This window comes from Corynebacterium sp. CCM 9203 (assembly GCF_041357675.1).
Classification (GTDB): Bacteria; Actinomycetota; Actinomycetes; order Mycobacteriales; family Mycobacteriaceae; genus Corynebacterium.
Window position 1 is genome coordinate 121,966 of the sequence record NZ_JAUERY010000001.1, and the last position, 13,675, is coordinate 135,640.

Here is a 13,675-nt window from a genome sequence, read left to right on the forward strand (position 1 = left end):
GGACCGGCCCCCGGGGGAAGGACCTGCACCTCTCATGAATCAACCGCGCTCCACCCGCAGGGCGGTACCTGCTCCGGCGGGCCTGAGTCTCAACGGACCCGGTGCCGAACGTGATCTTACCTGGCTTGGCTGGATGAATCCGGAGTCCGTTGAGCTCCTCTGGGCGCTGTCTGGGGCTGGTGACCCAGACCTGGCGTTGAACTCCCTGGTTCGACTGATGGAGGCACTGGATTCTGCTGACGGGGTGCCCAAAGGGGAGGTCGGGCCATCCCGGAGAGAACTGGACGGTCAACTGCGTGTCGACGTTCCACTCCGGGTCAGGTTGATCTCACTGCTCGGAGCCTCGACGGCATTGGGTGATCATCTCGTGGCGAACCCCGAACTGTGGCGTCTCATCTCGAAACCGGCACCGGATCGTGCCGAGATGATGCAGGCGATGCTCGGTTGTGTCGATGCTGTTCCCGCGACGTTCGATCTCCCGGACGGGGCGGAATCCGATGATGCCGCGAACGACTATCTCTCGGCTGCGGGAACCTACCGTGCACGGATGGTGGGGCGAGACGCCGAACAGGTACTCCACCGTACCTACCGCACCCTTCTCATGCGGATCGCTGCTCATGACCTCGCGGGTACTTACCCCGAATCCCCGCGCCGCGTGGGGCAACCCGAAGTTCCGTTCACCGTCGTCGCGGGACTTCTCACGGATTTGGCGGATGCCGCACTGACCGCAGCCCTCGCGGTTGCGGTGGGCGGGGTCTACGGGGAGAAACCCGTGGACACCCGGATCTCGGTGATGGCGATGGGTAAATGCGGTGCACGCGAGCTGAACTACATCTCGGATGTCGACGTCATCTTCATCGCCGAACCCGCGCACAGCCGCGTGACACGGGTCGCCGGTGAATTCATCAGGATCGGCTGCCGGGCGTTCTTCGAGGTGGACGCGGCCCTCCGTCCGGAGGGGAAGCATGGTGCACTCGTCCGCACCCTGGACTCACATATTGCCTACTACCGGCGTTGGGCGCACACCTGGGAGTTCCAGGCGCTGCTGAAAGCCCGCCCGATGACCGGGGACCGAGGCCTCGGCCAAGCCTACCTCGACGCTCTCAACCCGATGGTGTGGGACGCCAGCCAACGGGAGAGCTTCGTCGACGATGTTCAGGCGATGCGCCGCAGAGTCATCGAAAACGTTCCCGAGAACCTCCGGGAACGGGAACTGAAACTCGGGAGAGGAGGACTTCGGGATGTCGAGTTCGCCGTTCAACTGCTGCAGATGGTGCACGGCCGCTCCGATGAGAGTCTCCGTGTCACCTCGACGGTGGATGCACTCGGTGCACTGATCACAGCAGGCTACATCGGAAGGGAAGACGGCCAGGCACTGATCGGCGCCTACGAATTCATGCGTCTACTGGAACATCGGCTGCAGCTTCAGCGTGTCCGACGTACCCACACCATGCCGGATGCCGGAGACGAAGCAGCGCTGCGCTGGCTCGCCAGAACATCCGGGGTCAGAGGCTCCGGGCACACCTCACTCGCAGTGACGATGCTCGAGGAACACCGTCGTGTCGTCCGCCAGATCTCCTCACTGCACGCGAAACTCTTCTACCGTCCACTGCTTAACTCAGTGGTGAACCTCCCCGTGGAGACACTTCGGCTTTCGGCCGAATCGGCGAAGCTCCAGCTCGCGGCCCTCCGCTACCAGTTCCCTGACCGCGCCTACGAGCACCTCCAGGCGTTGGCTTCCGGGGGGTCTCGCCGGGCGAAGATCCAGGCGATGCTGCTCCCCACGCTGATGGAATGGCTGTCCACGACGGCGGATCCCGATGCCGGACTGCTGAATTACCGGAAGTTGTCCGAGGCCGCGAGAGACAAGCAGTGGTTCCTGCGGATGCTCCGTGATGAAGGCATCGTAGGACAGCGATTGATGAAGATACTCGGCAACTCACCGTACGTCTCCGACCTCATTCTCTCGACACCGGACACGATCAGACGCCTGGGGGATGGAGCCAACGGGCCGAAATTACTGGACACGGACCCCGACACCGTGTCCAGTTCACTCGTCAGTGCCGCATGCAGACATGCGAACCCGGACAAGGCCATCGCCACGGCGAGATCCCTGCGACGGGCGGAACTCGCCCGGGTTGCGGCCGCAGACCTTCTGGGGATGATGGATGTAAAAGAGGTGTGTCGCAGTCTGTCCCTCGTCTGGGATGCTGTTCTCGAGGCCGCACTGAGGGTGGAGATCGCGGCGGCCACCGCGAATTCTGGGGATACTCCGCCCGCTCGGATCGCGGTCATAGGGATGGGGCGCCTCGGCGGTGCCGAACTCGGCTACGGCTCCGATGCGGACGTCATGTTCGTGTGTGAACCCGCCGAAGGGGTCAGTGACACCGACGCGGTCAAATGGTCCGTCGGTATCTGTGATCGGTTGCGACGGCGGCTCTCGAAGCCCAGCGACGATCCACCACTCGAGGTGGACCTGGGGCTCCGCCCGGAGGGCCGGTCAGGCGCGATTGTCCGGACGATCGAATCATACGGGAACTACTATGAGAGATGGGGGGCGACCTGGGAGATCCAGGCACTCCTTCGCGCCGCCGCGATCGCGGGGGACCCCGACGTCGGAAAGCGATTCCTCCGCACCATTGATAGGTTCCGGTACCCGGAAGAGGGGATCGGTGCCGAGACCGTTCGCGAGGTCCGCCGGATGAAGGCGCGGGTGGACAATGAACGGCTACCGCGTGGAGCCGACCGCAAAACTCACACCAAACTGGGGCGTGGCGCTCTCACCGATATTGAGTGGACGGTACAACTGCTCACCATGCTGCACTCGCAGGAGTTCCCGGAACTGCACAACACCTCAACCCTCGAAGTCCTCGATGTCATCGAGGAGCACGGAATCATCGAGAATTCGAAGGTTGCGCGACTGCGTACCGCGTGGTTGACCGCCACCCGTGCCCGGAATGCCCTGGTTCTCGTCCGGGGAAAACGCACCGATCAGCTTCCGTCTCCCGGGCCCCAGCTCGCGCAAGTCGCAGGAGCAGCGGGCTGGGACCCGAACCGGTACCAGGAGTTTCTCGAGTACTACCTGAAGGTCACCCGCCGTGCACGACAGGTCGTCGACGAGGTGTTCTGGGGCGAACCAACCTTTGAACCCTAGATGTCGGTGCTGTGCCGTATGAATATGCGACGCGCGACCCAGATGGCGGGCATCAGAACCACGAGAAGGATTAGTGCGGCGATCACCGGGATATCCGAGGCGGCTCCCGGTGCGGGTGGGGTGAACAGAGCACCGATGCCGCCGAGCATGTTGAACGTCGCGTGCAGCAGGATCACCGCGGGCAGATCGCGGGTCAAGTGATAGATGACACCGAGGAGAAGTCCGATCGCGAAGGCATAGAACACCTGGGTGGTGACGGTCAGGATGAGCTGGGGATCTGTGGTGAGACGGATGAAGTGCAGTACCGCGAAGATCCCGGAGGCTGCGATGATTGACCACCAGGTACGTCGTTGATCTGTCCCGAACGCCTCGGTAAGAACATTCTGGATCAGCCCGCGGCACAGCAATTCTTCCCAGGTACCGGTCAGAAGAGCGCCGACCACGAAGAACAGCACGGAGCTGGGGGAGGGGAAAACAAGTCCACCGGAGGGTGGTGCCAGGAAGAAGGCGGATGCCAGAACCGCACCCGCAATCAAGAGATAGCCTCCGTACCGGATGTTCCTGACGCGGAACCTGGTGTCACGGAGGGTGGAGACACGCCTGAGGAAGACATACAACAGGCCGGTGACAATGAGCGGGAACACGTAGATAGTGATCGCGGTGGATTCGGTGGATTGTTTGCTTCCGACCAGAAGAGATGACACCCAGAGGCTCGCGAGCCCGATTGACGCAATGACCACGGCCAAAGGAGCAGCCCACCGGTGCTGCCAGTGAAGTTGACGCAATATCGTTCCTTTCTCTCGAACGGTACCGAGCGATACCGCAGAGAATGCTAATCCCCGGAAAGCCCCGAAACTTCGTTCCCAGGGGCCTACAGGCAAAGTCTCCTGAAACTCACAGTGGACCCACAGAACCCGCCGAGTGATGACGCACAGAATGAGTGAGGGTCCTATCCACGGTCATGCAGAACCGGTGACGCCCGGAGGTCCTACCTAGGCGAAAAAATGGGGGATCCAACGGGAGAAGATCCTCAGAAGTAGCGGGCATGAGGAAGCAGGAGGTTCGAGAGGGCATCAACAATTCGATCTATAGAACAGTCAGGGTGCCCTTAGTTACAGTTGGGGCACCGAATCGGAACACGACATGGTGCACGTGATCCGGCGGGGAAACCGCTTAAGGAGCCCACGATGCTCCGCAAACATGAAGGTAGAGAAGGCATGACGACAGCAGTCCAGCCACGGAGCGGCTCAGATTTCCTCCCGCTTTCCAAGGCCCTCAAAGCGTCCACTGCGGACGCCCATGAATCGGCTGAATACTCGACATTCACCCAGGATCTGATGGCCGGTGACCTCACCGTCGCCGACTTCATCGCGCTCCAGGAGCAGTCCTGGTTGTTCTACCGGGCCCTCGAGAATGCTGCGCGTGTCGTCGCCAATGACCCCATCGCCGCCGTGATCGTGGATCCGGCGCTTGAACGTGTCCCTTCCATCGAGGCCGACCTCGATGCCCTTCACGGCAATTCTGAATGGAGGGAGACGGTCATACCGTTACCCGCCACCGTGGCATACGTCGCCAGGCTCAACGAGATCGCGGATGCGGCTGACGCCCCCGGGTTGATCGCACACCATTATGTCCGCTACCTCGGTGATCTCTCCGGTGGACAGGTTATCGCGCGTATGATGCAGCGCCACTACGGTCTCGGGCCGGAGGTGCTTTCTTTCTATCGATTCGCCGAGATTCCGAAGATCAAGCCATACAAGGACAGTTATCGTGCGGCACTCGACTCCCTCCCCCTTGGAGTGTCCGACCGCGAGCGTCTGCTGGATGAGGCGTGCGCGGCCTTCCTCTTCAATTTCAACCTTTTCGCTGAGCTCGGGCGCAGTAACCGGTAGAAAGCCGTGAACGGTGCATGTCTATCCGGCATGATCTTGGTCTGTGACAGCTTTATCCTCCGAGGAATCTCAGTGGCAGAATAAACGCATGGACTCTCCGCGTCGTGATCGTGGTTGCGGCTCCGACAGACCCGATGCCGTGCTCCGGAAATTCCGGCCCACGACGTTCCGTTTCGGAGAGGCATGGTGGGGTTGGATGAATGCCACTTTTTGTGTCTGTCTCATCTGCGTTGCTGTGACGCGCGTGTCCCGAGACCTCACCTACTGCATGGTCCACATCATCCACCGGCTACGTGCAGCCCCTCACTTCGCTCAACCAGGTTTTGGAGACTCTTTAACCTGGGGGAGGTTCGTCATGCCTGGGATACATCGAGAGTGGAGCCTCAACAGGTGGGGGTTGGAGTACTCATCGGATGCTGGGAAAGTAGCGGTTTTCTGAGGATTGTGGAGACATCGAATCACCTATATGTTGTGCCTGTGACTTAATCAATGGGTGTATATCGTGTTTCTCACAATCGCGTTCGAATAATCCCATCAGTGTCATTTGCGGCTTAGAGTGGCGGGCATGAGCACATTGACCCCACCGCAGGCGCAGCACACGAGCCAGGGCGCCCACCTCGTCGATCCCGTCAACACCGTCACCGAATATCTGTCCCGCGCCGACTGGCGGGTCAACGCGAATGCCAACCAGGACTACTCGCTCGGTGGACTGATGCTCAACGCCACCGGAAAGGTGGTGGCGAACTACTGGCTGGGCGAAATCTTCAGTTCCGCGGCCGCAGCAGCACACCGTGACGGTGACATCCACATCCACGACCTCGACATGCTCGCCGGTTACTGCGCGGGATGGTCGCTGAGGCAGCTCCTGGAACAGGGCTTCGGGGGTGTCCCGGGCTCGGTCAGTTCCGCTCCACCGAGGCACTTCTCATCAGCTTGTGGACAGATCGTCAACTTCCTCGGCACCCTGCAGAACGAATGGGCAGGTGCGCAGGCGTTCAGCTCCTTCGATACGTACATGGCCCCGTTCGTCCGGATCGACGGGCTCACGTATCCGGAATTGAAACAGCTCATGCAGGAGTTCATTTTCAACCTCAACGTGCCCAGCAGATGGGGAATGCAGACCCCGTTCACCAATCTCACCTTTGATTGGACCTGTCCCGCAGATCTCCGGGAGGACCACCCCTACATCGGCGAGGAGGTCATGGACTTCACCTACGGGGATCTCGGCCTTGAGATGGAGCTAATCAATCGAGCCTTCATCGAGGTGATGGCGGAAGGTGACGCCGACGACCGGGTATTCACGTTCCCGATCCCCACCTACAACATCACCCGTGATTTCGACTGGGACAGTGAGAACGCTCATCGGTTATTCGACATGACCGCCCGCTACGGTCTGCCCTACTTCCAGAATTTCATCAACTCCGATCTCGATCCCGGCCAGATCCGCTCCATGTGCTGCCGCCTCCAGTTGGACCTCCGGGAACTCCTGGCCCGTGGAAACGGGTTGTTTGGCTCGGCCGAACAGACCGGCTCCATCGGTGTCGTGACCCTCAACTGTGCACGCCTCGGGTACCGTTTCGCAGGCGATGAGGAAGCACTTCTAGCCGAGGTTGAGCGCTTGGTTGAACTCGGGGTGGATACGCTGGAGCGGCGTCGTGCGACGATTGCGGAACTCATCGACGTCGGCCTGTACCCCCATACCCGGCGGTGGCTGCCGAGCCTGGACAACCACTTCTCCACCATCGGGGTCAACGGGTGCAACGAGATGGTCCGGAACTTCACCGGTGACACCTACGACATCACCGACCCCCAAGGGCATGCACAGGTCGCCCGGCTCCTCGACCACATCAACACCCTCCTCGTGAAAGCACAGGAAGCCACCGGGCACCTCTATAATCTCGAAGCCACCCCTGCGGAAGGCGCTACCCACCGTTTTGCGAGAGAGGACATCCGACGTTTCGGGGGCACGATCATCCACGCCGGTACCGCCGCGGAACCGTACTACACCAACTCATCCCAACTACCAGTCGATCACACCCCAGACCCCTTCGCCGCACTGACTCAACAGGAGGATCTGCAGGTGAAGTACACCGGCGGTACCGTCCTCCACCTCTACATGGGGTCGGCGATGAGCTCCGGGGATGCGTGCTCAACTCTGGTGCGGCGGGCTCTGGAGACATTCCGGCTCCCGTACATCACGATCACTCCGACGTTCTCCATCTGCCCGAATCACGGCTACCTTTCCGGGGAACATCCCCACTGCGAACACTGTGGGGAAGAAACCGAGATGTGGACCCGGGTCATGGGGTACTTCCGTCCGGTATCGAGCTTCAACACCGGGAAGAAGGGGGAGTTCCGCGAGCGGATGTACTTCGTGGAACCGGCACTGTGACGACGGAGAGTACGGAGCTCGGTTTGCCAGTCGCAGGGATCATCCCGTTCTCCGCGACGGACTGGCCCGGTCGGCTCACCGTCACGATGTTCACACAGGGCTGTCCGTGGCGGTGCATCTACTGCCACAACCCGACGCTCCAGCAGGTTTCCGCCGGGGCCCATGATTTTTCGGAGGTCACGACACTGCTGGAGCACCGCCGCGGACTCATCGACGGGTTGGTGATCAGTGGCGGAGAACCGACCATGCACCGTGCACTTCCCGGTGCGGTCCGGGAGGTGCACCAGCGTGGTTTCCAGGTCGGGCTCCACACGTGCGGGTATGCGCCGATACGTCTCGCGGCGCTCCTGGACGATGAATCCACCCGGCCCGACTGGATCGGGCTTGATGTCAAGGCGCAGGTGTCTGACCTTCCCGGTGTCGTAGGTTGTACCCCCTCTGCTGCAGCCCGATCCACGGCTGCTCTGAGCATTGTCGCGGAGGCGGCCGCACGAACTGGGATGGAGGTGCAGGTCCGCACCACGGTTTGGGCGGGCGGCGTCGTCGAACGGAATCTGGCTGCGCTCCGGGACCACGTGGCCGAGTACGGGTTCGACCTGGTAGTGCAACAGGCGCGGGGCGTCGGCCCGGACGGACACTACCGGGTTAGCGCCTAGCGTCGGCAGCTCGTTATGTAGCTGGATACGCCGACAATAGGGCCAGGGACCCGATTACTCCGTGCAATCGGGTCCCTGGCCATTTTCCCCACGGCCCCTCACCGCCGGTTCTGGGGCCGACGACAGAGAGATGACGTTATTAGTCCTCCACAGCGGTGACGGTCACCTCGATGTTGCCCTTCGTTGCGCGGGAGTAGGGGCACACGGTGTGCGCGGTGTCAGCGAGCTTCTGTGCCTCGTCCAGCGTCATCTCCGGGATGTGCACCTCGATCTCGACTGCGAGGGCAAAACCCTCAGCATTCTTGCCCAGGCTCACTCGCGTTCCAACGGAGGAGCCGTCGATGGATGTGCCCTCGTTCTTGGCGACGAGCTGAAGCGCTCCATGGAAGCAGGCGGCGTAGCCAGCGGCGAAGAACAGTTCGGGATTCGGTGCCTTCTCAGAGCCGCCCATAGCCTTCGGCAGGGCAAGATCAGTGTCGACGAGACCATCGGTGGTGCGGACATGTCCGTCACGCCCACCACCGGTGGCCAGTGCTTCTGCGGTGTAGATGTTCTCCATGTGAGGTCTCCTCGATAGGTTCAATGGAAGGGTACCGACAACGGTAGAGGAAACACGGGGAGAAAGTGTACTAGCAGATCACCGTACGCCGATTGCGCCCTGCGCGGGGTTCTCCTCACCTTGGGCGCTAGGGCGTGTGGCGTCATGTTTTCGCAGGGCACGGCGGCTGAGGAGGAATCCGATGATCCCGAGTCCCCACACCGCGAGAGCCGCTGATCCAGCGAACTGGAAATCCGCCCACACATAACCGGATCCGCTGTCGCCGTGTGCGACGTCGAGAAGCACTCCGATACCCTGCGTCGCCAGCATTCCCCCGGTGAAACCACCCATGTTCGCCAACCCCGTACCAGCCGCAAGTACTCGACGGTCCATATATTCACGGACAGTGTCGAACGCGAAGTTTCCCGCCGGACTCACGACCGCCATCATGAGATTCACCGCCATCAGCACCGTGAAGCTCCTCGGCGCGGCGGGAAGCAGGAACCATACCCAACCCCCGGCGAGGATCACCGCCGCAGCCAACACGAGTCCGTCACGCCCTCGTCCGACCCTCCCGGAGACTAACCCGGCGAGGGGGCTGGCAATCATGATGACCACCATGTTTGCCACGAGGACGGTACTGATCTGAGATTGACTCAACCCGAGTCCCAGGGACATCAGGGGAACACCCCAGATGAGAGTGAACACAATCTGCGGGAAGATACAAGTAAAGTGTGTGAAAAATCCTTGCCAACAGGCCGGATGAGTGATGACACAGCACAGTGCCGCCGCGAGCTTCACGGGCGCCTGCTTTCGCACGGAGCGAACTGGTTCCGGGACGTCCCTGATGACCAGTATCGCCGCTACCGCAATGATCAGCCCCGTTGCCCCCAGAGAGACGAAAGCTGTCACCCATCCTCTCGAATACAGGATTGCAGCGAAGGGGATCGCGGAGAGAATCTGGCCGAGCTGACCCAATGCAGAGGTGAGCTGCATCATCAATGGAGCCCTGCGCAGGGGGAACCAGTTAGGCAGTATTCGGAGCACCGAGAGGAACGCTGTCGCATCACCGGCTCCGATCAGAACTCGCGCGGAGATTGCTACGGCGTAGGCGGCAGTGCATCCGAGGATGATTTGCCCGATCGCCATGATGACCGCGCCGACCACCAACATGCGGCGTGGCCCGAAACGGTCGACCGCCAACCCCATCGGGATCTGCATCAGCGAGTAGACACCGACTTGTACGGCGGTGAACACCGCCACCCGGGAGGCGTCGATCTGGAAATGATCGAGGGCGGCGACGCCTGCGACACCGAAGGACGTTCTGCCGGTGGTCGCGGTGATGTAGACGGCGACCGCCGCCAACCAGACCGCCAGCGAGCGCCCGGTCACCCTAGTTGATTCGTCTCCGCCGCGAGCCATACGGATGACAATAGAACGTGGTTTCCCGATCACTGATCCCCGTTATGCGGACAGGGGGGAGCATCCGGGGGAAACGGAACTGCTAATCGACGGCGGCGACCGCTGCTAGGACCAGATCCCAGAACCGTCGGTGGTCGAGATTGACCGCGACCTTTGTCCGGCAACCTTTAGGAATCGGCTCCCGAAAATCGGCGACGGTCATACCGGCTGTCAATGACCCGGACAATTCCACATCGACGGGCACGGTCCGGGTGGTCATCACCTCGGGGTCAATGAGGTACGCGACCGCGCAGGGGTCGTGAACCGGCGGATCGTCAAACCCCTGGTTGTCCTTGTATGCCCGGCGGAAGAATCCGAACAGCCCCAACAGGAAACGCCCGGTTGCACTATCGAGTTCGCGGAGTTCGGCTTCGATCTCCGGAGTGGCGAGTGCCTGGTGCGTGAGGTCAAGCCCCACCATCGTGACCGGCCAGTCCTCGTTGAACACGATGTGCGCGGCTTCCGGATCGGTGTGGACGTTGAACTCGGCGACTGCCGTGCAGTTGCCCGTCTTGTAGCCGCCACCCATGAGCACCACTTCACGGACGCGCTCAACGATCCGGGGTTCCTTGCGTACCGCAAGGGCAATGTTCGTCAGCGGTCCGATCGGGACGAGTGTCACCGTCCCCGGCTCCGAGGACATGACTGTGTCGATGATGAAATCGACGGCGTGCCCCGCTGCAGGCTCTGCGGTGACGTTGGGGAGATCGACACCGTCCAATCCCGATTCACCGTGGACGTGGGCAGCGAACACGCCTTCCCTCACGAGTGGTTGACCGCAGCCTGCGTACACCGGAACCTCGGGATGGCCGGCAACCTGGAGAACGGCCAGTGCGTTGCGGGTCACCTTCTCCAGTGTCTGGTTTCCACCGACGGTGGTCACACCGAGAAGATCAATCTCGGGGTTACCGACTGCGAGGATCAGCGCTACTGCATCGTCGTGCCCCGGGTCACAGTCGAGGATGATTTTCCGTGCCATTGTGTTCCGCCCTGCCTGTCATAGCTCAACATTGATGGGAACCCCACCTACTCCTCGTCGATGGTACGTGCGTCGAACAAGTCAGTGACGTGAAAGCGTCAGGATTCCCCGGTCGTCCTCGCTGCTGGCTGTGACCCGGACCAGTTCACCGAGGGGGTGTGCTGGAGTCAGATCGAGGGACTCCACGGTGGGGGCTCCGGGAATGTTCGCGAAGACACGCCACCGGAGCCGGCCGTTATCGAGCATCCCGAACGCGACCGCCTGATCGCCCCCGATCTGTGCGAGGCACTCCGAGAGTCGGTCATCGGGAAGAGCCATCGCGACGATGAGTTCGCTGTCTCCGGCCGTGGTGACATCGCGCAATGAGGGAATTAGCTCGGGGTCGGTCGTCAGTGCCTTCGTGAGACGGGGAATCATGAGGTTCCGCAGATCGAGATGGTCTTCCTCTGGGTCACGGTAGACCCTGACCATCACTGAACCGGAATCATCGAGGGGCTTCTCGTCGAAGATCTTGATTGTTACCTCCGACGGTTCGACGCCCCGGGCGGCTGCTGCCGCCGCCACCGCCTCTCCCAGTGCGGTGCTCCGGGTGGTCGTTTTCGTCGTGAACTCGAAATCGAGGCCCCGGGTGGTGCAGTTGTCCGCGAAAATCCTCTGGGCGACACGTGCTTCATGGGTTTTCATGCCGTCATCAATCCTTGGGGGTTCGTGTTTTGGGAGCGGTCCGGTCTGCCCGAGACAGGCCCGGCATCAAGGATAAGGCACCGCTGGTTAGGGCAGGGTGATCGCCCGGATGCCTGATCTGTGAGCTTGATCCTCGGCCTGTTTCCGGATTTTGGTCCGCCACCGCCGTGAACGGTGTGTTCGCTGAAACCTGGGCGGACGTGGGGGAGTGGGCAGACATCCGCCAGGGGTGGCTACGACATGGTTCGGGTCGGGATGTTTGTCCGATCTGATTGCTGTGTTGACGAATGTGATCGTCATCTCGGGAGTTCCAGGAGGCTGCGGTCCTGCGGTTTATAGAGGTGATCTCGACCACGTCTGCGCAGCGTGTTCGGGATATGGGCACTATTCCGCGCCGTGTCGAGTGCTCTATAAGACAGAGGGCGCCATGGAGTGTTCCGGATCACGATAGTTAATGTTATGTTTGTCTCTGATTCTGATGTTTGTAACGCGTTTAGACACATCCCCGATCAAGGAGATCTTGTGAACACAATTCGCCGCATGATGGCGGCCGGTTGCATTGGTGCCGTTGCCTTGGGAGGCCTCGTGGCCTGTGGATCAGGCGGTGGCTCTGACGACGGCGTCGGCTCCGTCTACTTCCTGAACTGGAAGCCGGAGCAAGAGGCAGCATTCAAGGAGATAGCCGAGGAATACACGGCGGAGACCGGAGTGCCGGTCAAGGTTGTCACCGCTGCTTCCGGTACTTACGAGCAGACCCTCAAATCCGAGATCTCTAAGTCAGATGCACCGACTCTCATCCAGGTCAATGGCCCTGAAGGTCTCAAGACCTGGAGCAAGTACATCGAGGATCTGAGCGATACCGATTTCGCGACCAGGCTGAAGGACCCCGAGCTTGCGCTGACCGGTGAGGACGGAAAAATCTACGGTGTTCCCCTCGCGGTTGAGGGTTACGGCATCATCTACAACCAGGCGATCTTGGACGACTACTTCGCGCTTTCCGGTGCCAAGGCGGCTTCTGTCGATGAGATCGACAACTTCGCCACGCTCAAGGCCGTCGCCGATGACATGCAGGCGCGCAAGAACGAGCTGGGCATCGATGGAGTCTTCGCCTCCACCTCGTTGGCGTCCGGAGAGGACTGGCGCTGGCAGACACACCTGTCGAACATTCCCGTCTACTACGAGTTCCGTGATTCGGGGGTGACTGACAAGGAGCAGCTCGACTTCACCTACAACAAGGAGTTCAAGAACCTCTTCGATCTGTACCTGAACGATTCCACCACCCCGAAGACCCTCGCTCCGTCGAAGACCGTCACCGACTCGATGTCCGAGTTCGCCCAGGGCAAGGCCGCCATGGTTCAGAACGGAAACTGGGCATGGAGCCAGATCTCCGACATCGACGGTAACGTCGTCACCGAGGAGAACATCAAGTACCTACCGATGTACACGGGACACGAAGGGGAGGAGAAGCAGGGACTGGCTGTCGGTACCGAGGCCTACATGGCGATCAATGCCAAGGCCGATGAGGCGGACAAGAAAGCCACGAAAGACTTCGTGAATTGGCTGTTCCTCACGGATGCAGGTAAGAAGCACGTCGTCGAGGATCTCGGTTTCATCGCCCCCTTCGATAACTACACCGATGCCGACATCCCGAATGACCCACTGGCGAAGGAGATCGCCGTCTCGATGAACGACACATCCCTTAACGTTGTTCCCTGGGTGTTTCAGGTGTACCCGTCGCAGAAGTTCAAGGAGGACTTCGGACAGGCTCTCGCGCAATACGCTTCTGGCAACCTGGCATGGGATGAGGTTGTCAGCACGGTGCGCGATAGTTGGGCCGCAGAGAAGAACTGAGTCCACAGTCACTTAACCGCTTTAGCCATCGTCCGGATGCGTTTCCGGGGGTCCACCGTAGGCGCATC

10 protein-coding genes are annotated in these 13,675 nt (G+C 61.0%); 5 read left to right on the forward strand and 5 right to left on the reverse strand.

Features of this window, described 5'->3' with window-relative positions; genetic code table 11:
* The first annotated feature begins 34 nt into the window (after positions 1-34).
* Complete coding sequence (locus QWU44_RS00550; RefSeq protein ID WP_370913769.1) at positions 35-3,154, forward strand: bifunctional [glutamine synthetase] adenylyltransferase/[glutamine synthetase]-adenylyl-L-tyrosine phosphorylase; 3,120 nt, start codon at positions 35-37, stop codon at positions 3,152-3,154.
* On the opposite strand, the gene QWU44_RS00555 is transcribed toward QWU44_RS00550, so the two are convergent.
* Complete coding sequence (locus tag QWU44_RS00555; RefSeq protein ID WP_370913770.1) at positions 3,151-3,939, reverse strand: lysostaphin resistance A-like protein; 789 nt, start codon at positions 3,937-3,939, stop codon at positions 3,151-3,153. The genes QWU44_RS00550 and QWU44_RS00555 overlap by 4 nt on opposite strands.
* Positions 3,940-4,371: 432 nt before the next feature.
* Here QWU44_RS00555 and QWU44_RS00560 point away from each other — a divergent pair, with 432 nt between their 5' ends.
* The 3 genes from QWU44_RS00560 (at position 4,372) to QWU44_RS00570 (ending at position 8,094) form a co-directional block, all read left to right on the forward strand.
* Positions 4,372-5,046: a heme oxygenase (biliverdin-producing) gene (locus QWU44_RS00560; protein ID WP_370914273.1), complete on the forward strand. Its 675-nt coding sequence runs from the start codon at positions 4,372-4,374 to the stop codon at positions 5,044-5,046.
* 565 nt (positions 5,047-5,611) lie between these two features.
* Positions 5,612-7,438, forward strand: a complete 1,827-nt coding sequence (locus QWU44_RS00565; RefSeq protein ID WP_370913771.1) for a ribonucleoside triphosphate reductase — start codon at positions 5,612-5,614, stop codon at positions 7,436-7,438.
* Complete coding sequence (locus tag QWU44_RS00570; RefSeq protein WP_370913772.1) at positions 7,435-8,094, forward strand: anaerobic ribonucleoside-triphosphate reductase activating protein; 660 nt, start codon at positions 7,435-7,437, stop codon at positions 8,092-8,094. The genes QWU44_RS00565 and QWU44_RS00570 overlap by 4 nt, the downstream gene beginning before the upstream one ends.
* Before the next feature lie 139 nt (positions 8,095-8,233).
* Here QWU44_RS00570 and QWU44_RS00575 read toward each other — a convergent pair whose 3' ends face one another.
* The 4 genes from QWU44_RS00575 to QWU44_RS00590 form a co-directional block, all read right to left on the reverse strand.
* On the reverse strand, positions 8,234-8,653 hold the full coding sequence (locus tag QWU44_RS00575; protein WP_370913773.1) for an organic hydroperoxide resistance protein: 420 nt from the start codon (positions 8,651-8,653) through the stop codon (positions 8,234-8,236).
* Positions 8,654-8,731: 78 nt separating this feature from the next.
* On the reverse strand, positions 8,732-10,054 hold the full coding sequence (locus QWU44_RS00580) for a nitrate/nitrite transporter (protein ID WP_370913774.1): 1,323 nt from the start codon (positions 10,052-10,054) through the stop codon (positions 8,732-8,734).
* An 82-nt stretch (positions 10,055-10,136) separates the two neighbouring features.
* Positions 10,137-11,072 (reverse strand): nucleoside hydrolase, encoded by a 936-nt coding sequence (locus tag QWU44_RS00585; RefSeq protein ID WP_370913775.1) that lies wholly within the window; start codon positions 11,070-11,072, stop codon positions 10,137-10,139.
* Positions 11,073-11,153: 81 nt separating this feature from the next.
* The gene (locus tag QWU44_RS00590) at positions 11,154-11,756 is read right to left on the reverse strand and encodes a hypothetical protein (RefSeq protein ID WP_370913776.1); all 603 of its coding nucleotides are present in this window, start codon (positions 11,754-11,756) and stop codon (positions 11,154-11,156) included.
* 522 nt (positions 11,757-12,278) lie between these two features.
* Here QWU44_RS00590 and QWU44_RS00595 point away from each other — a divergent pair.
* Entirely contained in the window at positions 12,279-13,607 is a 1,329-nt protein-coding gene (locus QWU44_RS00595; RefSeq protein WP_370913777.1) for an ABC transporter substrate-binding protein, read from the forward strand.
* Positions 13,608-13,675 lie beyond the last annotated feature (68 nt).